This is a genomic window from Saccharothrix xinjiangensis, from assembly GCF_039527585.1.
GTDB classification, from domain to species: domain Bacteria; phylum Actinomycetota; class Actinomycetes; order Mycobacteriales; family Pseudonocardiaceae; genus Actinosynnema; species Actinosynnema xinjiangensis.
In genome coordinates this window covers 1-22,837 of sequence record NZ_BAAAKE010000001.1, presented here as the reverse complement: position 1 = coordinate 22,837, position 22,837 = coordinate 1, and the positions used below count along the sequence as shown (strand labels likewise).

At 75.9% G+C, this 22,837-nt stretch carries 20 protein-coding genes and 1 riboswitch; of the genes, 12 read left to right on the top strand and 8 right to left on the bottom strand.

Translation table 11 applies throughout. The features are described from left to right. The first annotated feature begins 282 nt into the window (after nucleotides 1-282). From ABD223_RS00100 to ABD223_RS00085, 4 genes are all read left to right on the top strand, one after another. Nucleotides 283-2,175: an ABC transporter ATP-binding protein gene (locus ABD223_RS00100; RefSeq protein WP_344033689.1), complete on the top strand. Its 1,893-nt coding sequence runs from the start codon at nucleotides 283-285 to the stop codon at nucleotides 2,173-2,175. Between the two features lie 110 nt (nucleotides 2,176-2,285). After that, nucleotides 2,286-3,248: a DUF1883 domain-containing protein gene (locus ABD223_RS00095; RefSeq protein WP_344033688.1), complete on the top strand. Its 963-nt coding sequence runs from the start codon at nucleotides 2,286-2,288 to the stop codon at nucleotides 3,246-3,248. A 55-nt stretch (nucleotides 3,249-3,303) separates the two neighbouring features. Beyond that, the gene (locus ABD223_RS00090; RefSeq protein ID WP_344033687.1) at nucleotides 3,304-3,858 is read left to right on the top strand and encodes a VOC family protein; all 555 of its coding nucleotides are present in this window, start codon (nucleotides 3,304-3,306) and stop codon (nucleotides 3,856-3,858) included. Continuing rightward, nucleotides 3,851-4,669 carry a MerR family transcriptional regulator gene (locus ABD223_RS00085; protein ID WP_344033686.1) on the top strand — a complete coding sequence of 273 codons (819 nt, stop codon included), beginning with the start codon at nucleotides 3,851-3,853 and terminating at the stop codon, nucleotides 4,667-4,669. The genes ABD223_RS00090 and ABD223_RS00085 overlap by 8 nt, the downstream gene beginning before the upstream one ends. A 22-nt stretch (nucleotides 4,670-4,691) precedes the next feature. Here the strand turns inward: ABD223_RS00085 and ABD223_RS00080 are convergent, their stop codons facing one another. The 3 genes from ABD223_RS00080 to ABD223_RS00070 are packed head-to-tail and all read right to left on the bottom strand — an operon-like array spanning nucleotide 4,692 to nucleotide 9,676. Further along, nucleotides 4,692-5,645: a pentapeptide repeat-containing protein gene (locus ABD223_RS00080; protein ID WP_344033685.1), complete on the bottom strand. Its 954-nt coding sequence runs from the start codon at nucleotides 5,643-5,645 to the stop codon at nucleotides 4,692-4,694. Nucleotides 5,646-5,657: 12 nt separating this feature from the next. Beyond that, on the bottom strand, nucleotides 5,658-8,534 hold the full coding sequence (locus ABD223_RS00075; RefSeq protein WP_344033684.1) for an AAA family ATPase: 2,877 nt from the start codon (nucleotides 8,532-8,534) through the stop codon (nucleotides 5,658-5,660). Then, nucleotides 8,531-9,676 carry a metallophosphoesterase family protein gene (locus tag ABD223_RS00070; protein WP_344033683.1) on the bottom strand — a complete coding sequence of 382 codons (1,146 nt, stop codon included), beginning with the start codon at nucleotides 9,674-9,676 and terminating at the stop codon, nucleotides 8,531-8,533. The genes ABD223_RS00075 and ABD223_RS00070 overlap by 4 nt, the downstream gene beginning before the upstream one ends. A 101-nt stretch (nucleotides 9,677-9,777) precedes the next feature. Here ABD223_RS00070 and ABD223_RS00065 point away from each other — a divergent pair, with 101 nt between their 5' ends. The 3 genes from ABD223_RS00065 (at nucleotide 9,778) to ABD223_RS00055 (ending at nucleotide 11,902) form a co-directional block, all read left to right on the top strand. Beyond that, the gene (locus tag ABD223_RS00065; RefSeq protein ID WP_344033682.1) at nucleotides 9,778-10,713 is read left to right on the top strand and encodes a DNA recombination protein RmuC; all 936 of its coding nucleotides are present in this window, start codon (nucleotides 9,778-9,780) and stop codon (nucleotides 10,711-10,713) included. A 47-nt stretch (nucleotides 10,714-10,760) separates the two neighbouring features. Next, nucleotides 10,761-11,609 carry a DUF6542 domain-containing protein gene (locus tag ABD223_RS00060; protein ID WP_344033681.1) on the top strand — a complete coding sequence of 283 codons (849 nt, stop codon included), beginning with the start codon at nucleotides 10,761-10,763 and terminating at the stop codon, nucleotides 11,607-11,609. Between the two features lie 62 nt (nucleotides 11,610-11,671). Then, nucleotides 11,672-11,902, top strand: a complete 231-nt coding sequence (locus tag ABD223_RS00055; RefSeq protein ID WP_344033680.1) for a hypothetical protein — start codon at nucleotides 11,672-11,674, stop codon at nucleotides 11,900-11,902. A 298-nt stretch (nucleotides 11,903-12,200) separates the two neighbouring features. Here ABD223_RS00055 and ABD223_RS00050 read toward each other — a convergent pair whose 3' ends face one another. Together ABD223_RS00050 and ABD223_RS00045 are read right to left on the bottom strand one after the other, a co-directional pair. After that, nucleotides 12,201-12,722: a methylated-DNA--[protein]-cysteine S-methyltransferase gene (locus tag ABD223_RS00050; RefSeq protein WP_344033679.1), complete on the bottom strand. Its 522-nt coding sequence runs from the start codon at nucleotides 12,720-12,722 to the stop codon at nucleotides 12,201-12,203. Beyond that, nucleotides 12,719-13,987 carry a DNA-3-methyladenine glycosylase 2 family protein gene (locus ABD223_RS00045; RefSeq protein ID WP_344033678.1) on the bottom strand — a complete coding sequence of 423 codons (1,269 nt, stop codon included), beginning with the start codon at nucleotides 13,985-13,987 and terminating at the stop codon, nucleotides 12,719-12,721. Before ABD223_RS00045 ends, ABD223_RS00050 begins: the two co-directional genes overlap by 4 nt. A gap of 79 nt (nucleotides 13,988-14,066) precedes the next feature. Between ABD223_RS00045 and ychF the strand changes: the two genes are divergently transcribed. Beyond that, complete coding sequence (gene ychF / locus ABD223_RS00040; RefSeq protein WP_344033677.1) at nucleotides 14,067-15,146, top strand: redox-regulated ATPase YchF; 1,080 nt, start codon at nucleotides 14,067-14,069, stop codon at nucleotides 15,144-15,146. Here the strand turns inward: ychF and ABD223_RS00035 are convergent. Beyond that, complete coding sequence (locus ABD223_RS00035) at nucleotides 15,098-15,532, bottom strand: Uma2 family endonuclease (RefSeq protein WP_344033676.1); 435 nt, start codon at nucleotides 15,530-15,532, stop codon at nucleotides 15,098-15,100. The genes ychF and ABD223_RS00035 overlap by 49 nt on opposite strands. Nucleotides 15,533-15,935: 403 nt before the next feature. Here ABD223_RS00035 and ABD223_RS00030 point away from each other — a divergent pair, with 403 nt between their 5' ends. Then, entirely contained in the window at nucleotides 15,936-17,153 is a 1,218-nt protein-coding gene (locus tag ABD223_RS00030; RefSeq protein ID WP_344033675.1) for a mannosyltransferase, read from the top strand. On the opposite strand, the gene ABD223_RS00025 is transcribed toward ABD223_RS00030, so the two are convergent. Then, nucleotides 17,109-17,408, bottom strand: coding sequence for a 4a-hydroxytetrahydrobiopterin dehydratase (locus tag ABD223_RS00025; RefSeq protein ID WP_344033674.1), 300 nt, complete (start codon nucleotides 17,406-17,408; stop codon nucleotides 17,109-17,111). The two genes, ABD223_RS00030 and ABD223_RS00025, sit on opposite strands and share 45 nt — an antisense overlap. 25 nt (nucleotides 17,409-17,433) lie before the next feature. Beyond that, nucleotides 17,434-17,549: riboswitch (TPP riboswitch) on the top strand. On the opposite strand from ABD223_RS00025, the gene ABD223_RS00020 reads away from it, so the two are divergent. The 3 genes from ABD223_RS00020 (at nucleotide 17,535) to ABD223_RS00010 (ending at nucleotide 21,207) form a co-directional block, all read left to right on the top strand. Next, complete coding sequence (locus ABD223_RS00020; protein WP_380646501.1) at nucleotides 17,535-18,572, top strand: thiamine ABC transporter substrate-binding protein; 1,038 nt, start codon at nucleotides 17,535-17,537, stop codon at nucleotides 18,570-18,572. Its footprint overlaps the riboswitch before it by 15 nt. Continuing rightward, on the top strand, nucleotides 18,548-20,236 hold the full coding sequence (locus ABD223_RS00015) for an ABC transporter permease (protein WP_380646503.1): 1,689 nt from the start codon (nucleotides 18,548-18,550) through the stop codon (nucleotides 20,234-20,236). Before ABD223_RS00020 ends, ABD223_RS00015 begins: the two co-directional genes overlap by 25 nt. Continuing rightward, nucleotides 20,236-21,207, top strand: coding sequence for an ABC transporter ATP-binding protein (locus ABD223_RS00010; RefSeq protein WP_344033673.1), 972 nt, complete (start codon nucleotides 20,236-20,238; stop codon nucleotides 21,205-21,207). Before ABD223_RS00015 ends, ABD223_RS00010 begins: the two co-directional genes overlap by 1 nt. A gap of 16 nt (nucleotides 21,208-21,223) precedes the next feature. Here the strand turns inward: ABD223_RS00010 and ABD223_RS00005 are convergent. After that, nucleotides 21,224-22,837: helix-turn-helix transcriptional regulator (locus ABD223_RS00005; RefSeq protein WP_344033672.1), on the bottom strand; the 1,614-nt coding region annotated here is incomplete at its 5' end.

The window sequence follows — 22,837 nt, the reverse complement described above, 5'->3', positions numbered from 1 at the left end:
CCACTGGCCTGGCCTGGGCATCGGCCTGGCCCGACCGCCGGCCCGGCCTGACCGCCGCCCGGCCTGACCACCGCCCGGCCTGACCACCAACCCGGCTTGGCCACCGCCGCCCGGCCACCAGCCACCGGCCCGACCACAAGCTTCGCAAGGGTCCCCGCCCCTGGGGACCCCCTGCTTTCATCCTGCCGGCCGGGTACGACAATTCCGGCCCTCCGAACCGCCTGCCTGCGCCGACGGCGAAAGCGGTTGGCAGCCCGCGCGGACTTCCCGTTCCCTGGGTGGATGAGCAGCGTGCTGATCGGGGTGGAGAACGTCGCCACCCCCAAGTGGGCCCGTCGCCGCGGCGGGGTGTCGGTGAGCCTCGGCAAGGCGTTGCGCAGCCTGCCCGCGGCCGTGGTGGCGGTCGGCCGCCTGGCTTGGGCGACCTCGCCGCGCCTCACGGTGCTCGCGGGCGCGGTGCACGTCGCCTCGGGGTGCGTCACCGCGTTCGGCCTGCTCGCCACGGCGGACGTGTTCACCGCGCTGCTCCGCGACGGCCCCACGCCCGACCGCGTCGTCCAGGCGCTGCCCGCGCTGGCCGTGGTGGTGGGTTCGCTGGTGGTCCGCGCGCTGCTCGACACGGCCGTGGCCGCGGTGGAGAGCTCGCTGCGGCCGCGCGTCACCCGGGCGGCGAACGACGAGGTCACGGCGGTGCTCGTGCGGGCCGAGCTGCTCGCGTTCGAGGACGCCGACTTCCGCGAGCTGGCCCGCCAGGGCGGCCGGCGCGGCGTGCGGTCGCTGGAGTCCAGCCTCCGCTACCTGGCCGACCTGCTCTCCGGCGGCATCTCGCTGGTGGCGGCGGTGGTGACGGTCGGCCTGCTCCACCCGTGGCTCGCGCCCGCGCTGCTGCTGGCCGCCCTGGCCAACGCGTGGGCGGCGGCGCGCGCGTCCAAGCTGCGCTACGAGCACTTCCTCGGCTCGGTCACCCGCAACACCCGCAAGGGCGTGGTGGAGGAGGTCGCCACGGACCGCGACTTCGCCCTCGAACGGCACGCGCTGGCCCTCCAGGAACGGCTGCTGGCCGAGCACCGCCGGATCGCCGACAGCCTCGTCGTCGACGAGGTCCGGGTGGCGCACCGCACCAACCTCGTGCGGCTGGTCGGCCGGGCGCTCGCCGGCGTCGGCACGGGCGTCGCCTACCTGGTGCTGCTCCTCCTGCTGCACACCGGGGAGCTGGAGCTGGCGCTCGCGGCCACGGCGGTGCTGGCCATGCGCACCGGGTTCTCGTCGCTGGCCGGCACGACCCGCGCCGTCAACTCCCTCTACGAGGACTCCTTCTACATCGACTTCTACAAGAAGCTGCTCGTCGAGGGCGCGGAGCGGGCCCAGGCGCGCTCCGGGGCCCGGCCGCCCGCCGACCCGGGGCGGATCACCCTGGAGGACGTGTCGTTCACCTACCCCGGCGGGAAGAAGCCCGCGCTGCGCGGCGTGGACCTGACCGTGGAGCGGGGCGAGGTCGTCGCGCTGGTCGGCGAGAACGGCTCGGGCAAGACCACCCTGGGCAAGGTGCTCACCGGCCTCTACCCGGCCACGTCGGGCTCGGTCCGCTGGGACGGCGTCGACCTGGCGGAGGCCGACCCGGGCCTGGTGCACTCGTCGATCGCGGTGATCGCGCAGAACCCGGCGCAGTGGCCGATGACCGCGCGGCACAACGTGCTGGTCGGTCGCCTGGAGCGGGACGACGAGGACGCCTACCGGGACGCGGTGGCGAGGTCCGGCGCGGACGAGGTGCTGGCCTCGCTGCCCGGCGGCCCGGACACCGTGCTGTCCCGGCGGTTCAACGACGGCCAGGACCTGTCCGGCGGCCAGTGGCAGCGCATGGGCATCGCCCGGGGCATGTACCGCGACGCCGCCGTGCTGGTGGCCGACGAGCCGACGGCCGCGCTGGACGCGAAGGCCGAGGCGCGGGTGTTCGAGGGGCTGCGCGAGGCGACCGCGCGCCGCACCACGATCCTGGTGACGCACCGGCTGGCGAACATCCGCAACGCCGACCGGATCGTCGTGCTCGACGAGGGTCGGATCGTGGAGCAGGGCACGCACGCGGAGCTGATGTCCCTGCGCGGCCACTACTTCGAGCTGTTCGAGCTCCAGGCCGCCGCCTACCGGGGCGGGCTGCCGGCCCCGGCGAACGAGTAGCTTTTCCGGCGTGAACGGCGTTCCCGGCGCGCCGCGCGCTCCCTTGACTCCGCGCTCCCGGGTTCACCAGGATGGCCCCTTGGTGAATTCCCGCCGAGAGGGCTCCGGTCATGTTCGAATGGCTCGCCGAGAACTGGCCGCTGGTCCTGGGCGCGGAAACCGCGCTGCTGCTCCTGCTGGTGCTCCGGCCCGCGCCGAACTGGCGGCTGCTGCTGCGCCTGGGCCGGACGCGCGACGTGCGCCGCGCGGCGGGCCGGCCGGGCAGGTTCTGGTGCACCGAGCCGACCCGGCAGCCCGCGGGCGCGGTGGCGCGGGTGAGCCTGGACGGTCCCGCGGCCAGCGTGCGCCTCGTCGACGGCCCCAACTACGCGCGGATGATGCGCGGCCGGAAGTACGCCTACGTCGGCGGGTGGGCGACCGGGTCGCCGTTCGAGCTGACCGTGCCGTGGCCGGGCCGGTGGCGCGTCGTCGGCGACCTCGGCAGCGCGTCCGGTGACCTGGACCTGCGCGTCAGGTGGCTGGCCGAGCAGCTGCCGCCCGTGTCCGCGCAGCCGGTGAACGCCGAGCCGCACCTGGGCGTGGTCCAGGAGCGGGGCGTCGCGGACGGCCTGCGCGACGTGTTCGTGCTGCACGTCGTCGAGGACCGGGAGGAGGTCGCCCGCCCCCTCGCCGAGGCGCTCCGGGCGCGGGGCGCGTCGGTGTGGCTGGACGAGTTCGAGCTGGCCATCGGCGACTCGTTGGCGAAGCGGCTGGAGCGCGGCCTCGCGTGCAGCCGGTTCGGCGTCGTGGTCCTGTCGCCGGGGTTCTTCGAGCCGACCGCGACCGGGACGCCGCGGGTCGAGGGCGACCAGGTGGTGCTGCCGGTGCTGCACCGGATCACCAGGGTCGAGGCCCTGGCCGGGCTGCCGTGGCTGGCCGACCTCGTCGTGCGCGGCACCAGCGACCGCACCGTGGACGAGATCGCCGAGGAGGTCGCGCTGGTCGTGGTGCCCGGTGAGCCCGCCGTCGAGGAGGAGGACGACCAGTCGGCGCTGTCCGGCCAGGTCGTGCCGATCAGGGCCGCCCGGCGGTGACCGCCGCGGATCCCGACTTGACCCTCACGCGGCGTGAGGCCGGAAAGTGGGGCTCGTGAGTGACTACTACGACGCTTTCGAGATCAGCCCCGTGCCCGACCCCGGCCCGGGCGCGGTCGCGCCGGAGCCGTTCCGCGGCATCTACGGAATGCCCGCGTTCGTGACGATCCCCACGGCCGATTTGGCGGCTTCGGTGGATTTCTGGACCCGCGGGCTCGGGTTCTTCGAGCTGTTCGGCATTCCCGGCACGCTCGTGCACCTGCGCCGGTGGGCGTTCCAGGACGTGCTGCTCGTCGCCGAGGGGAACGTCGCAGGGGGGAACGTCGCAGAGGGGAGCGTGCCGGCGATGAGCGTCAGCTTCGCGTGCGTGCTGAGCCAGGTCGACCCCCTCGTCGAGGCCTGTCGCGCGGTGCGCCCGGACTCGGTCGGCGCTCCGCGGGACACCCCGTGGAACACCCGCGACGTGGAGGTGATCACCCCCGAGAACGCGCGGGTCGTCTTCACCGCGGCGAAGGCCTTCGACCCGGGCAGCGCGGAGGCGAAGAACCTCGCGGCCATCGGCATCACGCCGCCGGGCGTCGATCGCGGCGACAATGCGGGACATGCGTGACGCCGCTGCCGCCGACACCGCCGCCGACGACGGCCTGACCGTCGGCCAGGTCTCGACGCGCCTGGGTGTGACGGTCCGCGCGCTGCACCACTGGGACGGGATCGGCCTGGCGCGGCCGTCGCTGCGCACGGCCGCCGGGTACCGGCTCTACACCGCCGGCGACCTGGAACGCCTGCACCGCATCGTCGTCTACCGCGAACTCGGGCTCGGCCTGGACCGGATCCGGGCCGTCCTGGACGACTCGGCCGCGGACGTGCCCGGCGCGCTGCGCGCGCAGCGCGCCCTGGTCGCCGAGCGGATCGACCGCCTCCGGGACCTCACCGCCGGGCTGGACCGGATGATCGACGCCCACGAGCGCGGCCCGCTGCTCACCGCCGAGCAGCAGGCCGCGATCTTCGGCCCGGGGTGGGACCCGGACTGGCCTGCCGAGGCCCGCCGGCGCTACGGGGGCACGGCGCAGTGGCACCAGTACGCCGAGCGCTCGGCCTCCCGCGGCCCGGCGGAGTGGCGGGCCGTCGCCGAGGCCGTCACCGACCTCGACCGCGCCCTCGGGGACGCGATGGACGCCGGCGTCGCGCCCGGCAGCCCGGAGGCGAACCGGCTCGTCGAGCGGCACCGCGAGGTCTTCTCCTCGTACTTCCCCCTCACCCGGCGGATGCAGGTGTGCCTGGGCCGCGTGTTCGAGACCGACCCGGGGTACGCCGCCCACTACGACGGCGTCCGCGCGGGCCTCGCCGCGTGGTTCCGCCGGATCGTCGACGCCGACGCGCGCGCCCACGGCATCGACCCCGACACGGCGACCTGGGAGTAGGGCCGGGGGTCGTCCGGGGGCGCTAGGACCGGTCGGTCCCGAGCCGGCGTTCGTCGAAACCGGCCGGCCACCGCGTGGCGTCGTCGGCGACCGCGCCGCGCAGCCGGGTCCGCTCCAGCACCGCGTCCCGCAGGTCGGCGCCCCGCAGGTCCGCGCCGGACAGGTCGGCCCCCGCCAGGTCGGCCTGCCCGAGCGCCGAGCGGCGCAGGACCGCGTCGCGCAGGTCGGCGTCCCGGAGGTTGGCCAGGCGCAGGTCGGCGCCCGTCAGGTCGGTGCGCCGCAGGTCGGTCCCCGCCAGCCAGGCCCGGGACAGGTCCACGTGCCGGAACACGCTGTCGGACAGCCGCGAGCCGGGGTCGAGCAGCAGGCTGCGCAGGTCGACGTGGGACAGCACGAGCCGCCGCGCGCCGGTGGGCGACCCGGGACGCCGGGACAGCACCTGCATGACCGCCTGGACGTCCGGCAGGCGCTGCTGCAACCACGGCTGCCGCTCGCCGGGGCCGTCGCCGGGCCCGCGTTCACCGGCGTCCCGCGGCACGTGGTTGCGCACGAAGGCGCCCAGGACGAACTGCACGGTGTCGCGGTCGGCGGGCGAGTTCCGGGCGATCCGCTCCAGGGCGTAGACGCCGCCGACGCGGACGTCGACGTTGTCGCTGCCGATCTGGTCGACGGCCCTGGTGAACCGCTCGGTGATCTGGCCCTCGCGGGCGACCTGGACCTGCCGCCACGTGGCGGCCGCGCCCGCGAGCACCAGCAGGCCCGCCACCGCCTGCAACAGCGTCGAGCGGGTGGCGTTCCGCAACTGGTCCTGAGCTTGTTGCAGCTGGATGCGCTTCTCGGCGTCCGCGACGCCCCGCAACGCCTCCTGGTCGAGCGGCGGGTGGAGCCAGCCGGGCACCAGGACCAGGACGCCGAGCACCAGGACCAGGAACGCGAGCACGACCACCGCGCCGCGCCACAGAGCCCCCGCACCCACCCCGCACCCCCGCTAGGCCGTCAGTTCGAGCGTGGAGCCCGCACGGGCCTTGCGGACCCGCAGCCGGGTCGGGATGCGCTGCCGCAGCTCGTCCACGTGGGACACCAGGCCCACCACCCGGCCGCCGGCGCGCAGCTCGTCCAGCGTGGTCATCACCAGCTCCAGCGTCTCCGCGTCCAGCGTGCCGAAGCCCTCGTCGATGAACAGCGTGTCCAGCACCGCGCCCGCCGCCACCACGTCGGACAGCCCCAGCGCCAGCGCCAGCGACGCCAGGAACGACTCGCCGCCCGACAACGTCTTCGCGGGCCGCTGGAGCCCCGAGTAGTCGTCCAGCACGTCCAGGCCCAGCCCGCCCCTGGTGCCGCGCGGCCCGGCCTCCACCGAGTGCACGAACCGGTAGCGGCCCTGGCTCATGCGCTCCAGGCGGGCGCTCGCGGCCACCGCGACCTCCTCCAGCCGCGCGGCCAGCACGTAGGTGCGCAGGGTCATGCTGCGGTTGTTCTGCCCCCGGCCGTTGATCACGTCGGTGAGCGCGTCCAGCTCGTCGAACGCCGCCTGCACCGGCTCCAGCCGCGCCCACGCCGCGCGCAGCTGCCCGGCCAGGTCGGCGGCCCTCGCCGCGCGCCGGAGGGCCTCGTCCCGGGCGCCGGACACGCGCGTGGCGACCTCGGTGGCCTCGCGGAACCGCGCCTCGGCGCCCGCCACGTCCACCTCGGCGGCCGGGTCGACGTCGGCCAGCTCCACCAGGGTGGTCTCGGCGGACGCGCGGGCGTGCTCCGCCCGGCGCACGCGCTCCTCCAGCGCGGCCACCGCGTGGTCGGGGCGCGCCGCGGCCAGGGCCTCGGCGACGTCGGCGAACCCCGCGCCCGCCGCCAGCCGCGACACCTCCAACCGCTGCTCGGCCAGGCGCTCGGCGTGCTCGGCCACCGCGACCCGCCGCGCGTGCAGGTCGGTGAGCGCGTCGGCGAGGTCGGACAGGTGCGCCCGGCGCGCCACCACGTCCGGGAAGTCGCCGCGCGCCTCCTCCAGCCGCGCCGCGCGCTCCGCGACCGCCGCGACCAGCTCGTCCCGCTGCGCGCCCGCCCGCTCCAGGTCCCGCTCCAGCCGGCCCCGCCGGTCGAGCGCGCCCTCCACCTGCCGCTCCAGCTCGGCCAGCTCCGCCTGCCCCGACTCGGCGCGCCCGGCCAGCGCCAGCACCGAGCGGTGCTCGCGCTCCAGCTCGTCGGGCGAGCGGTCGCCCAGCTGCGCCCGCAGGTGGGCGAGGTCGCTCTCCAGCTTCTGCGCCTCCTGCTCGGCCCGCGCCCGCCGGTCGGCGGCCCGCTGCTCCACCTCCGCCGCCGCGTCCTCGTCCGCCGCCGTCACCGCCGTCGGCAGGGGCCGCGCGGGCGCGGGGTGCCCGTCCGACCCGCACACCGGGCACGCCTCACCGGGCCGCAGCCCGGCCGCCAGCTCGACGGCCATGCCCTCCAGCCGCTCCTGCCGCACCCGCAGCAGCGCGTCCCGGGCCCGCTGGTGGTCGTCCACGGCCGCCCGCCGCGCCTCGTCGGCCGCCCGGGACGACGCCTCGACGCGCGGCAGCTCCGCCGCCGCGGCCGCGAGCCCGGCCACCTGGGTCAGCCGCGCGGCGGCCAACCCCGACTCCTCGACCGCCGACCGCGCCGCCGCCAGCCGGGCGGGCACCTCGTCCAACTGGGACACCAGCACCGCCAGGTCCCGGGAGGTGGCCGCGACCGACTGCTCCAGGTGCGCGACGCGCCGCCGGTCCTCCTCCTGCTTGCGCGCCTCGGCGGCCAGGGCGGTCAGCGCGCCGGACTCCTCGCGGAACCGCTCGGCGTCGCCGCGCAGGTCCTCGCCGCCGTACCCGAGGGCGGCCACCGCGACCCCCGCCGCCCGCTGCCGCGCCTCCGCCTGCTCCAGCGCGGCGCCCAGCCGGTCCTGCGCGGCCCGCGCGGGCGCCACCGCGGCGGCCCGCCGCGCCGCGTCCAGCTCCGCGACCCGCGCCCGCAGGTCCGGCTCCTCCTCGGCGTACCGGTCGAGCGCCCGGCGCGCGTCGCGGACCCGCCGCACGCGCTCGTCCAGCGCGCGGGCGCCCTGCCACACCCGCTCCGCCTCCTCGCGCAGCCCCAGCGCCTCGCCGGCCCGCTGCCCGGCCTCGCGGCCGTCCTCGTCCAGCCGCTTGAGCAGCGAGCTGAGCCACTCCGGGTCGGCCACCTCCGGCGGCTCCTCGGCGCCCGCCTCCGCGACCCGCTGCACCAGGTCGCGGTTGACCAGGCCGAGCCGCTCCACCTCCTGGCGCCGCTCGCGGCGGTGCTCGCGGAACCACTTCTCCACGTCCAGGAACCGCTCGGTGCCGAACAGCTTCTCCAGCAGCTTCTCCCGCTCGACGGTCTCCGCGCGCAGGAACCGCGCGAACTCGCCCTGCGGCAGCAGCACGACCTGGAAGAACTGGTCGGCGCTCATCCCGAGCAGGGAGTCGATCTCGCGCGCCACGTCGTCGATGCGGGTGTGGCCCTCGCCCTCCCAGCCGGCCAGCCAGGTCAGCGACACCTGCGCCTGCTGGCGGGTGACGCCGTCGCCGCGCCGCTTGGGCCGGTCGTACTCGGGGCTGCGCCGGACCAGGAACCGCCTGCCCCGCACGGTCAGCTCCAGCTCGACGAACGTCGCCGTGTCCGGCGAGGCGTAGTCGCAGCGCAGCCGCTTCACGTCGCCGCGCGCGCCCGGCACCTTCCCGAACAGCGCGAACGCCACCGCGTCGAGCAGCGTCGTCTTGCCCGCGCCGGTGTCGCCGTGCAGCAGGAACAACCCGTCCGCGCCGAGCAGGTCGAAGTCGACCTCCTCGTGCGCCGCGTACGGGCCGAACCCGCTCACCGCCAGCCGGTGCAGCTTCACCTGTCCACCTCCCGCGCCGCCGCGGCGAACGCCTCGCGCAGCAGCGCCAGCTCCCGGTCGCCCGGCCGGTCGCCGCGCACGTCCTCGACGAAGCAGCACGCGACCTCCTCGTCGCTGCGCCCGCGCACGCGCTCGGCGAACCGCAGCTCGCCCGCCCGCCCCTCCGCCGGCCGCCACTCCACGTGCACCGCGTGCGGGAACCTCGCCTGGAGGCGGCGCAGCGCGTCCAGCGGGCGCACCCGGTCGGTCAGCGTCACCGACAGGAAGTGGTCCACCACCGCCTCGTGCTCGGCCGCCAGGAGCAGCTCCTCCAGCTCGCCGCCGATGCCGGCCAGCGGCCGCGGCACCGGCAGGGCCCGCTTCTCCACGCCCGCCAGGCCGCCCGCGTCCAGCTCCACCAGCCACACCAGCTTGTCGTGCCGGGCCTCGGAGAACGAGTACGCCACCGGGCTGCCCGAGTACCGCAGGTGGTCGGCCAGGGTCTGCTGCCCGTGCAGGTGGCCCAGCGCCGCGTAGTCGACCCCGGCGAACACCGAGCCCGACACGTCCTGCACGCCGCCCACCGCGATGGTGCGCTCCGACTCGCACGGCTCGCCGCCGGTCACGAACGCGTGCGCCAGCACCACCGACCTGGTCCCGGCGCGCCGGGACAGGTCGTCCCGCACCCGCCGCATGGCCTCGGCGAGCACGCCCGCGTGGCCCTTGGCGTCCGGCACGCCCAGCGCGTGCCGCGCCGTCTCCGGCTCCAGGAACGGGATGCCGTACACCGCGACCGGCCCGTGCCCGTCGGCGAACAGCACCGGCTCGTGCAGCTCGGCCACCCGCGTGCGCAGGTGCAGCCCGCCCGCCTCGGCGAACGCGCCGAGGAAGCCCAGCCGCGTCGCCGAGTCGTGGTTGCCGGGCGTGATCACGATCCTCGCGCCGGCCGCGCGGACCCGCTTGAGGACCCGCGAGCACACCGCGACCGCCTCCGCGTTCGGCACCGCCCGGTCGAACAGGTCGCCCGACACCACGACCACGTCGACCCGCTCGTCGGACACCAGGTCGGCCAGGCCGCCCAGCACCGCCTCCTGTTCGCGGAGCAGGTCCCGACCGTGGAAGGTCCGGCCCACGTGCCAGTCGGAGGTGTGCAGGAACCGCATGCCGGCACACGCTAGGGCCGGCCGCCCGCGGAGCCCGGGAGGGGGGTCTCGGCGTGTCGCCCGAACGTGTGATCTCACGCCGATGCGTAATGATCTGCGGTGTGACGGAGGTCCTCAGCACGGCGGCGGTGGTCGTGGCGCTCCTGCTCGCGGGCGCCCTGGTGTTCCTGCACCGGCTCTACCAGGACAGCGTGCGGCGCACCGACGCCGCGCTGGCCGCGGTGGGCGCCGAGCGCGAGCGCGGCGACCAGCAGTGGGCCGCGCTCCAGCGCTACGAGGTGGCGTTCTCGTCCGTCAGCGGGCGCGGCGAGCTGGGCGAGAAGGTGCTGGTGGAGACCGCGCGGGTGCTCGGGCTGCGCCAGGGCGTCCACTTCGAGGTGCAGGTCGACGTCGCGGGCGGCGGCTCCGCGCGGCCGGACCTGGTGCTCAACGTCGGCGGCGGCCGGCAGGTGCCCGTCGACGCGAAGATGAGCATGGCGACGTGGGCCGAGGCGGTCGAGACGGACGACCCGAACGAGCGGGCCGACGCGCTGCGCGTGCACGTGCGCAACATCCGGGCGCGGGCCGCCGAGCTGGCCGGCAAGGGCTACCAGCGGTGGGCCGACGCGATCTACGGGACGATCATGTTCGTGCCCAACGACGCCGCCGTCGTCGCCGCCCTGGACACCGACCCCGAGCTGCTGAGGTGGCTGCTGGACCGGCGGGTGTTCCTGTGCGGGCCGACCGGGTTCGCGGTGATCGCCTCGGCCGCGATGTTCGCGGTGACCGACCGGGCGCTGGCCGAGGACGTGGAGCAGGTGCGGGCCGCGGCCGGGCGCGCCCACCGGGCCGCGGACGGCGCGGTCGACGCGGTGAACCTGTCCAGCACGCACCTCCAGCGGTTCCTGTCGGCGCGGCGGCGCGAGCTCGACGCGCTGGAGGGCTTCCGGGCGGCCGTGGAGCCGCTGAGCAACGCGTCGTCCGGGGTCACGCCGCTGCCGCTGGTGCGCCGGGCGGACGAAAGCCTTGGTGCACCCTTGGACGCGCGCGAGGCGTAATAGAGTGTGACGGACCTTCCGCCCCGGTCGATCGAGGAGTGTGCTGCGTGACCGCTGCAACGCGTGACGACTCGCGCAGCGAGCCGGAGGACGACCTCGGCGACGTCGACGAGGCCGTGCGCTGGAACGACCGCGCCATGTTCGGCAGCTTCCGGGGCCTGCCCTGGTGGGCCGCCGTGCTCATCGCGTTCGTGGTCGCCGCCGTCGGCGCGTACGTCGACCTGTCGTCCGGCCCGACCGTGAAGTGGGTGTTCGCCGTCGCGTTCTTCGTCGGCTGCGTCGGCGCGGTGGTGTTCGTGGAGCGGCGGTCGATGTTCGGCCCGGTCGTCCAGCCGCCGCTGGTGCTGGCGATCATCGTGCCGCTGGTGGCGGTGGTGGCGCGCGGGATGCCCTCGGGCGGGCTCGCGTCCATCGGCATCGACCTGGGCAAACCCCTGATCGACGGCTTCCCGGCGATGGCGGTGACGACCCTGGTCACGGTGGTCGTCGGGATCGTCCGGGTGACCACCCAGAAGGACCCGAACCGGCCGACGAAGGACGAGGCGCGCGAGGCGCGCGAGGCCCGGCGGAAGCCGAAGGGCGAGCGCCCGGAGAAGCCGGCCAAGGGCGAGCGCGCGGAGAAGCCGGCCAAGGGCGAGCGCGCGGAGAAGCCGGTCGCGAAGGAGCGTCCCGAGAAGCCGGCCAAGGCGGCCGTCGACCAGGAGGACCGCCCCAAGCGCCCGCGCCCGGACGGCGAGCGCCGCCGCCCCGCCGCTGCTGCCGCCGCCTCCGACGAGGACCGGCCCAAGCGGCCCCGGCCGCGCGAGGGCGCCCCGGGCGACCGGCCGCGCCGCCCGGCGTCCCGCGAGGGCCGCCCGGGGCAGCGCAAGCCCCGGCCGCCGCGCGACGAGGACTGATCCCCGCTCCCCACCGCGCGGCGGGGAGCCGTCCTCCCACCACCGGAACACCTCCGCGCCCCGTGCCTGCGGGCCTCCTCGGCAAGGGGAAGCCGACGGCGCCCTCGCAGGGGTCGCAGGCGACGGCGAAGCAGTGGAGCCCGACCGAGGCCATCCGCCCCGAGGACGTCCACTCGATCATCGCCACCACGTTCGAGGACCCGGGGACGGCGGAGGAGATCGAGCGCCTGCTGTCCGGACCGGCTGACGGTGCGCAAGGCGGAGCTGAACCTGGTCGGGCAGACCGCCGGTGACGTGGCGCTGAGGCGGTCCACCACCTGGTGACCGCCGAGGCGTGGGTGGACGCCCTGACCGAGCGGGTCCGGGAGATCTGGACGCGCGGGATTCCGCGCTGCGGGTGATGACCGGGAAGTGCCAGGCGGACCACCCGGTCCGGGGGCACGCCGGCGAGCTGCTGGTCGAGAGCCGGGCGCCGCTGGGCCTGCTCCACCGGGACCGCCTGGAACTCGACGACCGCCGGATCGTGCGGGTCGCCGAGGTCACCAAGGAGGTGACGCCCTCGGGCGCGCCCACGGGGCGCTGGCGGGTCCGTTACGACGACAACTGGGGGCGGGCCCGCGCCTCGTGCGCCAGCAGCCGGCGCTTGGTCTCCACGCCCCAGCGGAAGTTCCCGGTCGCGCCGCCCGTCCGCACCACCCGGTGGCACGGCACGAACAGCGTGGCGGCGTTCTTCGCGCACGCGCTCGCCGCCGCCCTGACCGCCGCCGGCCGCCCGGCCAGCCCGGCGTACTCGGCGTAGGACACGGTCCGGCCGGCCGGGACCGCGCGCAGCGCCGTCCACGCCTGCTCGGTGAACCCGCCCGCCCGCTGCCGCACCGGCACGCCGTCGATCGCCGCCAGGTCGCCCCGGTGGTAGGCGCGCACGGCCCGGGTGACCTCGCCCAGGTCGCGGCGGGCGGTGAGGTCGGCCGGGCGCAGCGAGGGCGACACCTGCGGCAGCAGGTCGTCCGGGTCGGCGGTCCACCCGCTGGCCAGGACCGCGCCGTCCGGTGCGACGACGGCGGTGAAGGGGCCGAGGTGGGTGTCGACCGTGGACACGTGCGCAGTGGTCACGCTGCTCTCCCGAGGTGCACGGCGGCGTAGGAGCGCCACGGCCGCCAGGCGTTGTCTTCGCTGGTCAAGGGCATGTCGGGGGCGCCGAGGACGCGCATCACCACGTACGCGGCGACCTCGGGGCCCACGCCGGGGAACGCGGCCAGCTCGGCGTGCAGCTCGTCCGCGTCCCGGCCCACGTCCACCCGCAGGGAGCCGTCGGCCAGGGCCCGCGCCACCGGGGAGTCGACCGCCGCCGGCTGCGGGTAGAGGTGGGTGACCTCGCCGTCCGGGTGCGCCAGGGGCTCGCCGGGCGCGGTGTGGCCGAGGGCCCGCAGCAGGGTCTCCGCGCCGTCCACGCTGCCCGGCAGGCGGACGCCCGGCCGGGACAGCACGTGGGGGCGCAGCACCGGGTCGGCGGACAGGAACCCGTCGACGGCCACCGGGTCGGCGTCGAGGTCCATCAGCCGCCGCACGCGGCTCACCGCGCTGCCCAGGTCGCGCAGGTCGGTCAGCCGGAGCGTGCACAGGACGTGGCCGTCGGCGGGTTCCAGGCGGACCGTGGCCTGGCCGTGCGGCAGGCGCAGCGAGCGGGCGTAGCGGGTGCCGGTCACGTGCTCGACGCCCGGGATCGCCGAGGCCCGGAAGCCGGCCAGCAGGCCGGCGGCGTCGAACGGCGGCCGGTAGGGCAGGCGCAGGGTGATGCGGCCGGCCGGGCCGGTGGCCGCGCGGGCGGCGCGCATGGCCGACGGCGTGGTGGCGAAGATCGACCGGATCGTGTCGTTGAACTGGCGGACGCTCGCGAACCCCGCCGCGAACGCCACGTCGGAGAACGACAGGTCGGTCGTCTCGATCAGCAGGCGGGCGGAGTGGGCGCGGTGCGCGCGGGCCAGCGCCAGGGGACCGGCGCCCAGCTCGGCGGTCAGCACGCGGGTCAGGTGGCGCTCGGAGTAGCCGAGCCGGTGCGCCAGGCCGGGCACGCCCTCGCGCTCCACCACGCCGTCCGAGATCAGGCGCATGGCCCGCGCGGCCAGGTCGGCGCGCAGGTTCCACTCCGGCGAGCCCGGCACGGCGTCGGGCAGGCAGCGCCGGCACGCCCGGTAGCCGGCCGACTGCGCGGCCGCCGCCGTGGGGTAGAACTCGGCGTTGCGGCGCTTCGGCGTCACCGCCGGGCAGGACGGGCGGCAGTAGATGCGCGTGGTGCGCACCGCGAGGATGAAGCAGCCGTCGAACCGGGCGTCCCGGGCCGCGACGGCCCGGTAGGCGCGTTCGTCGTCGAGGAGCACGGCGACCACTCTGCCAGGGGGTCGAGGTGGGGTCTCGCGGGAATCGGACACGGGGGTGGGGCGCGTAGACTCACCTCCCGTGAGTTTGACCCTCGGTATCGTCGGCCTGCCCAACGTCGGCAAGTCCACTCTGTTCAACGCCCTCACGCGCAACGACGTGCTGGCGGCGAACTACCCGTTCGCGACCATCGAGCCGAACGTCGGCGTGGTGCCGCTGCCGGACGAGAGGCTCGGCAGGCTGGCCGGGATCTTCTCCTCGGAGCGCGAGGTGCCCGCGACGGTGTCGTTCGTCGACATCGCGGGCATCGTGAAGGGCGCGTCGGAGGGCGCGGGCCTGGGCAACAAGTTCCTGGCCAACATCCGCGAGGCCAACGCGATCTGCCAGGTCATCCGGGTGTTCGCGGACGACGACGTGGTGCACGTCGACGGCCGCGTCGACCCCGCCTCCGACATCGAGACGATCAACACCGAGCTGATCCTCGCGGACCTCCAGACCCTGGAGAAGGCCATCCCGCGGCTGGAGAAGGAAGCGCGCACGGTCAAGGACCGGCGGCCGGCGCTGGAGGCCGCGAACAAGGCGCGCGAGGTCCTCGACTCGGGCCGCACCCTGTTCGCCGCGCGGTCCGAAGTGGATGGTCCGCTGCTGCGCGAGCTGAGCCTGCTCACCACCAAGCCGTTCCTGTACGTGTTCAACGCGGACGAGGGCGTGCTGACCGACGAGGCGAAGCTGAAGGAGCTGCGCGAGCTGGTGGCCCCGGCGGACGCGGTGTTCCTCGACGCCAAGGTCGAGGCGGAGCTGCTGGAGCTGGACGAGGAGTCCGCGCGGGAGCTGCTGGAGTCGATCGGCCAGCACGAGCCGGGCCTGCACGCGCTGGCGCGGGCCGGGTTCCACACCCTGGGGTTGCAGACCTACCTGACGGCGGGCCCCAAGGAGTCGCGGGCGTGGACGATCGCCAAGGGCGCGACCGCGCCGCAGGCGGCGGGCGTGATCCACACCGACTTCGAGCGCGGGTTCATCAAGGCCGAGGTCGTGTCCTTCGACGACCTCGTGGAGGCGGGCTCGATGGCCGCCGCGCGGGCCGCGGGCAAGGTCCGCATGGAGGGCAAGGACTACGTCATGGCCGACGGCGACGTGGTGGAGTTCAGGTTCAACGTGTGACCGGCCGGGCCGGTGCCGGCAGGCGGATCCGCGCTTCCCGGACCTGGGATCGGCGGCGTGACCGAGGACGAGCGGGCGGGGCGGACGAGGCGGCGGGCGACGGCGACGCCGCCTCGCGGCAGGAGCGCTTCCGGGCGCTCTCCCGGGAGGGTCGGGAGCGCCACGCGGCGCTGCTCGACCGGTTTGCCGCCCGCCTGCTCGACGCGCCGGCAGAGCCCGATGCCGGCCTCGGCGTACTTGTGCGGCTTGACGGTGCGGTCGCGGATCCTCGACTCCGGTGACTCGACCTCGACCACCGGCAGCACCTCTTGCGGCGCCGGCCAGGCCTGCTCCCCGACGAAGGGCGCGGTCGTGACGGCGGCATCCGGCTCGGGACGCCATCGCACGATGAGGCGGTCCGCCAGGCCCTGAGGACCGGTGGGGCGGCCGAATCAGCCTCTCCACCCCCGCCCCAAGGGGCGCGCAAGCGTTTGCGGCGATCTGTCCGCGCTCGGTCCGGCCAGACGCGCCGGGAGCGCGCCGCCCCGGAAAAGGCCTCGGGGCGGCGCACCGCGTGCGCCGCCCCGAGGTACTGTCTGCGTGCCGTCAGCGCACCTGGTTGCGGCTGTGGCGGGCCATGGCGAAGACGCCACCCGCGGTCGCCAGCATGCCCAGGGCGGCGACGGTGAACACGACGATGTCGGCGGTCATGCGATATCCCCTTGCGTTGATCTCCCACTCGTCTTGACGTCCGGGTACCCGGTTTCGTGGCCCGGCAGTCGTGCAATTCACACGAACGTGGAGGTAGGAGTGGCGCTGCGTGCACTGGAAGGGCGTGCGCTGGTCCTCGCGCCGTGGCTGTTCGGGCTGTCACTGCTCGGTCACCTGGCCATGGTCGCCTTCCAGGCGAAGATGACCATGGTGGACCTCATGGTCTACCGGAACGCCTCGCCGGAGCTGTTCACCGGGGCCCTCTACGAGTGGCGGCTGGAGGAGTTCTCCGACCAGTTCGCCCTGCCGTTCACCTACCCGCCGTTCTCCGCGCTGGTGTTCGTGCCGCTGTCCTGGGTGCCGTGGGGCGTGGCGCGCTGGTCCTGGCAGCTGGTCAGCCTGGCGTGCCTGTGGTTCGTCACCAGGAAGTCGCTCGACCTGGTCGGCAGCCGCGACCCGCGCCGGGCCCTGCTGTGGACCGGCCTGTTCATCTGGGTCGAGCCGGTCCGCACCACGCTGAACTACGGCCAGATCAACCTCGTCCTCGCCGCCCTGCTGCTGGGCACGCTGGTCGGCGCGCGGTCCTGGGCGCAGGGCGCCGGTGTCGGCGTCGCGGCCGGCCTGAAGCTCACGCCCGCGATCTCCGGCCTCTACTTCCTCGTCACCAGGCAGTACCGGGCGGCGGTGTGGTCGGTCGTCGCGTTCGCCGCCACGGTCGGCGTCGGCTGGGCGATCTCCCCGGCCCTGTCCTCGCAGTACTGGTTCCACCTGCTCGGCGACGCGGAGCGCGTCGGGCCCGTCGGCTCGGCGATCAACCAGTCGCTGCGCGGCGCGCTGAGCCGCACCCTCGGGCACGACGTGCAGACCGGGCCGGTGTTCCTGGCCGGCGCGGCGGTGGCCGCGGTCCTCGCCGGGTTCGCCCTGCACGCGGCGGTGAAGGCGAAGGACGCCCTGGCGATGATCGTCACCGTGCAGCTCCTGGGGCTGCTGGTGTCGCCGATCTCGTGGAGCCACCACTGGGTGTGGGCCGTGCCCGCCCTGATGTGGCTGCTGCACGGCACCTCGCACCGGCTGGCCAGGGTGACCGCGGTGGCGTGGCTGGCGGCGATCGGCAGCTACCTGATCTCGGTCCTGCTCATCGCGCAGGAGTCGATCTGGGTCATCCCGCGCCCCTGGCACCTGTCGGCGCTCGGCTGGGTCTACCCCGCGGTGGGGCTGCTCACCCTGGTCGCCGTCGCGGTGGCGCTGCGCGACAGGGGCCGGGACGACCGGTCACGCGAGGGCGTCGAGGATCGCGTCGACCTCCTGGGCCAGTGACACGTCCAGCGCGGTGATCCCGCCGCTGACGTGCGTCCAGCAGCGGAACGTCAGGGTGCGCCGGCGGATGTCGATGTCGGGGTGGTGGTCGTCGCGCTCGGCGACCTCCGCGACCCGGTTCACCACCTCGACGGCCTGGGGGAAGCTCGCCAGCTCGACGGTGCGCTCCAGCGCGGCCTCCCTGGCCCGCCACAGGGGCAGGGAGACCAGTTCGGCGTCCAGTTGGTCGTCGGTCAACAACTCGGCCTTGGGCATGGTCCGGATCCTGCCCGTTAAACTGCCGCTCCACCACGGGAGTCCGGTGTCGCGCCGGGCTGAGAGGAAGGCACGCAGGCCTTCGACCGTCCGCACCTGATCCGGGTCATGCCGGTGTAGGGAGAGATGATGTTCCGACCTCTGCTGTCCGCCGCCGCCGCGCTCGCGCTGCTCTCGGGCTGCTCGGTGGCCGCCACGGACGAACCCGCCGAGGGCGAGCGGGTGGTCACCCTGGTGACCCACGACTCGTTCGCCGTGTCGCAGGAGCTGCTGGACGCCTTCAAGGCCGAGACCGGCATCACGGTCAAGCCGCTGGCGAGCGGCGACGCCGGCGAGGTGACCAACAAGCTGGTCCTGACCAAGGACAACCCGATCGGCGACGTCGCCTTCGGCGTGGACTCCACCTTCGCCTCGCGGGCGCTGCGGGAGGGCGTGTTCGCCGAGCACGCCAGCCCGGAGGCGCGGCACGGCGCCCAGCGCTACCAGCTCGACCCGCCGAACCGGCTGCACGCCGTGGACGTCGGCGACGTGTGCCTGAACGTCGACGTGGCCGCGCTCAAGGACGTCGGCGAGCCCGCCCAGCTCGCGGACCTCGCCGACCCGAAGTACCGGGACATGCTGGTGGTGGAGGACCCGGCCACCTCGTCGCCGGGCCTGGCGTTCCTGCTCGCCACCATCGCCACCTTCGGCGAGGGGAACTGGCAGCGCTACTGGGGTCAGCTGACCGCCAACGGCGTCAAGGTCGTCAGCGGCTGGGAGGAGGCCTACACGCAGGACTTCTCCGGCTCCAGCGGCAAGGGGCCCCGGCCGGTCGTGGTGTCCTACGCGTCCTCGCCGTCGGCCGAGATCGGCGACGACGGCACGCCGCGCACCAAGGCCCTGCTCGACACCTGCTACCGCCAGGTCGAGTACGCGGGCGTGCTCGACGGGGCGAAGAACGCCGAGGACGCGGAGGCGGTCGTGGACTTCCTGCTGTCCGAGCGGTTCCAGGCCGACGTGCCCGGCCAGATGTACGTGTACCCGTCGCGGGAGGGCGTGGCGCTGCCCGGGGAGTGGGCGAAGGCCGCGCCGCTGCCGACGTCGTCCCGGTCGCTGCCCGCCGCCGAGGTCGACGCGAACCGCGAGCGCTGGGTGGCCGAGTGGCGCGCCCTGGTGCAGGGCTGACCGGCCCGGTGCCGACCGGCCCTGATCCGGCACCCCCCACCCGCGCACCCACACCCACCCCCACCCGCCGAACCCCGCGACACCCGGGCGCGGGGTGGGCGTGGGCGCTCGCGGCCGTCCTGCCGCTGGCGTTCCTGGGCGTGTTCTTCGCCTGGCCGGTGGCCGCGATCGTCGGGCTCGGCCTGGGCGGGGGCGGCGTCCTCCCGGTCCTGTCCGACGCCCGCACCTGGTCGCTGGTCGGCTTCACCCTCGGCCAGGCCGCCGCCGCGACGGGGCTCGCCCTGGTCGCGGGGATGCCGGTGGCGTTCGTGCTGGCCCGCTGCCGGGTGCGCGGCACGGGGGTGGTGCGGGCGGCGGTGATGGTGCCGTTCGTGCTGCCGACCGTGGTGGTGGGGCTGGCGTTCCGGGCGCTGTGGCCGGACGGCGGCGTGCTGCCGATCGTGCTGGCCAACGCGTTCTTCAACGTGGCCGTGGTCGCCCGCACGGTCGGCGGCCTGTGGGCGCGCGTCGACCGGCGCGCGGAGGACGCGGCACGGGCCCTGGGCGCGTCGCGGCCGAGGGCGTTCGCGTCGGTGGCGCTGCCCGCGCTGGCGCCGGCGATCGGGTCGGCCGCGTCGGTGGTGTTCCTGTTCTGCGCCACCAGCTTCGGCGTGGTGCTGGTGCTCGGCGGCGCGCGCCACCGCACCCTGGAGACCGAGATCTACCTGCGCACGGTGGAGCTGTTCGACCTGCCGGGCGCGGCGGCGCTGTCGCTGCTCCAGTTCGCGGCGGTGGTCGCGGTGCTGGTGCTGGGCGGTGCGGCCCGGCGCCGGCGTGAGCGGGGTCTGCCGCTGCGGGTGGAGCCGCCGCGCCGGCCGACCGGCGGCGAGTGGGCGGTGGTGGCCGCCGCGTGGCTGGTGGTCGCCGCCCTGCTCGCGCCGGTGGTCGGCCTGGTGGCGCGGTCGCTGTCCGGCCGGGACGGGTGGAGCCTGGCCGGGTACGCGGCGCTGGCCGGCACGGGCGAGCGCGGCACGCTCGCGGTGACCGGCTTGGACGCGGCGCTGAACTCGCTGCGCGCGGCCACCGACGCGACGCTGATCGCGCTGGTGGTGGGCGTGGTGTCGGCGGTGGTGCTGGTGGGGCTGCGCCGGCGCGGCTCGTGGTTCGCCGAGGCCCTGGACGCGGCGCTGATGCTGCCGCTGGGCGTGTCGGCGGTGACGGTCGGCTTCGGCTACCTGGTGACCATGGACGCGCTGCCGGGCGATTTCCGCACCTCGCCGCTGCTGGTGCCGCTGGCCCAGGCCCTGGTGGTGACGCCGCTGGTGGTGCGGGTCGTGCTGCCGGTGCTGCGGGCCGTCGACGAGCGGCTGCGGCAGGCGGCGGCGACGTTGGGCGCGAGCCCGTGGCGGGTGTGGCGCGAGGTGGACCTGCCGCTGGCGTCGCGGTCGCTGGTGGCGGCGGCCGGGTTCGGGTTCGTGGTGGCGTTGGGCGAGTTCGGCGCGACGAGCTTCCTGGCCCGGCCGGAGGCGCCGACGCTGCCGGTGGTGATCGCCCGGCTGATGTCGCGGCCGGGTGAGCTGAACAGCCAGATGGCGTACGCGGCGTGCGCGCTGCTGATGGTGGTGACCACGGTGGCCGTGCTCGCGATCGAGCGGCTGCGCGTGCCGAGCGGCGGGGAGTTCTAGTGGCGTTGCGCGTCGAGGGCCTGAGCGTGCGGTACGGCGCGGTGACCGCCGTGTCCGGGGTGGACCTGGCGGTCGCCGACGGCGAGGTGGTGGCGCTGCTGGGGCCGTCCGGTTGCGGCAAGTCGACGCTGCTGCGGGCGGTGGCGGGCCTGGAGCCGCCGAGCGCGGGCCGCGTCGCGTGGGACGGCGCGGACCTGGCGGGCACGCCCGTGCACCGGCGCGGGTTCGGCCTGGTGTTCCAGGACGGGCAGCTGTTCCCGCACCGGGACGTGGCGGGCAACGTGGCGTTCGGCTTGCGCATGGGTGGCGTGGGGCGGGCGGAGCGGGAGGAGCGCGTCGACGGGCTGCTGGAGCTGGTGGGCCTGGCCGGCTACGGGCGCAGGCGGGTGACCGAGCTGTCGGGCGGCGAGCAGCAGCGGGTGGCGCTGGCGCGGGCGCTGGCGCCGCGCCCGAAGCTGCTGCTGCTCGACGAGCCGCTGTCCGCGCTGGACCGGGCGCTGCGCGAGCAGCTGGCCGTGGACCTGGCGCGGCTGCTGCGGGAGACCGGTGCGACGGCGCTGGTGGTGACGCACGACCACGACGAGGCGTTCACCCTCGCCGACCGGGTCGCGGTGCTGCGGGCGGGCCGGGTGGTGCAGGTGGGCGAGCCGTCGGAGGTGTGGCGACGCCCGGTGGACGTGGACGCGGCCCGGTTCCTGGGCTGCGGCCGGGTGCTGGACGCGGCGGCGGCCCGGGAGCTGGTGGGCGTGGACGCGCGGGTGGGCCTGCGGGCCACGGCCCTGCGCGTCGACCCGGGCGGGTCGGTCGAGGCGACCGTGCGGGAACGGGTGCACCGCCGCGACCACGTGCGGCTGCTGGTGGACGTGGCGGGGGAGGGGTTCGAGGCGGTGGCCCCGGTGGCCGCGCCCCCGTCGCCCGGTGACCGGGTTCGCCTGGCGGTGGACCACGACGGGGTCGCGGTCATCGGCTGAGCCGCGCCGCAGCTCCTCACCCCAGGAACCTGACCAGCTCGACCCGGGACCGGATGTCGAGCCGCGTGAAGATGTTGCGCAGGTGGTGCTCGACGGTGCGGCGGCTGAGGAACAGCCGGGCCGCCACCTCGCGGTTGGTGGCCCCTTCCGCGACCAGGCGGGCGATCTGGCGCTGCTGCGGCGTCAGCTCGGCGGTCAACCCGGAGGCCCCACCGGGAGCCCGCCCGGGAGCCCGCCCGGCGGCCTGCTCCACCGGCTCGCCCGCGGCGCGCAGCTCGGCTCGGGCGCGTTCGGCCCAGTGGTCGGCCTCGTAGTGCTCGAAGTGCTGCACGGCGTCGTGCAGCAGCTCCCTGGCCCGGCGCGGTTTCCGGCCCCGCCGCAGCCGGTTGGCGTAGAACAGCTCGGTCTTGGCCAGCTCCAGCGGCGTACCGGCGGCGTGGTGCAGGCGCACGGCCTCGCTGAAGTGCTCCTCGGCCTCCGGTCCCGCGCTGACGAGGGCGCGGCAGCGGTGCGACACGGCCAGCCTCGACGTGGCGCCGGTGCTGCGCGCCCACGCCTCGTACCGGTGCAGGGCGCGGTCGGCGGTGTCGGGTTCGCCGCCGCGCACGGCGGCCTCCACGATGTCGGGCGAGGCCATGGCCGCGATGCCCGCGTGGACGCCGCGCACGGTGGCGCCGCGCATCCGGCGCAGCGCGTCGGCGGGCCGGTCGCGGACCAGGTCCACGCAGGTGGACGCCCACGCGCCGACCGTGCCGGACCGGCCGAGGCCCAGCCTGCGGACCTGGTCGGCGGCCGTGTCGACGCGGTGCAGCGCGGTGTCGGCGTCGCCGCGCAGGGCGGCGAGCAGGGCGAGGATCATCAGGTGGTCGGCGACGGCGTTGTGCTGGCCGGCGGCGGTCGCGGCGTGGACGCCCTCGAACGCGGCGGTGAGCGCGGCCTCGTGCCCGTCGACCATGAGCGCGGCCAGCGCGCGGTAGGCCAGCGCCCACGGCACGAGCGCCACGAGGCCGTTCTCCCGGGCTGCGCCGACGCCCCGGTCGGCCAGGGCGTGGGCGCGGCCGGCGTCGCCGAGCACGTAGGCGGCGTGCCCGCCCCAGATCTTGGCGGTCGCGTTCGGCAGGCGTTCGGCCAGGTCGACGACCGAGCGCAGCACCGGCACGGCCTCGTCGTGGCGGCCCGCGTAGCTGGCGGCGGTGCCGATGAGGTGGTCGAGGGCGAGCCGGGAGCCGGGTGGTTCGTCGGTGCGCCGCCACGTCGCGGCCAGGCGGGCGGTGTCCGCGTGCAGGGCGTGGTCGCCCGCGACGGCCGCGGCCTCCCCGGCGAAGCCCAGCGCGGTGACCGCGAGGTCCCGGTCCCGGCCGAGCAGCTCCCCGGCGGCGCGCACGAGCCGCCGCCCGGCCACGTCCGCCGGGACCGCGCCGAACTCCACGCCGCCGCGCACGAGGTCGGCGAGGGCCCGCACCTCCGGGTGGTCGGACAGCGGCGCCGCCTCCCGCATCACCGCGCGGGACCGGTGCGGCAGGCCGCGCCGCCAGTGGTCGGCGGCGGCGGACAGCAGCCTGCGGGCCCGTGCGCCGGGCGCGGTGGTGAGGGCGGCGGCGCGGCCGTGGTCGCGGGCGGCGGAGGCGAA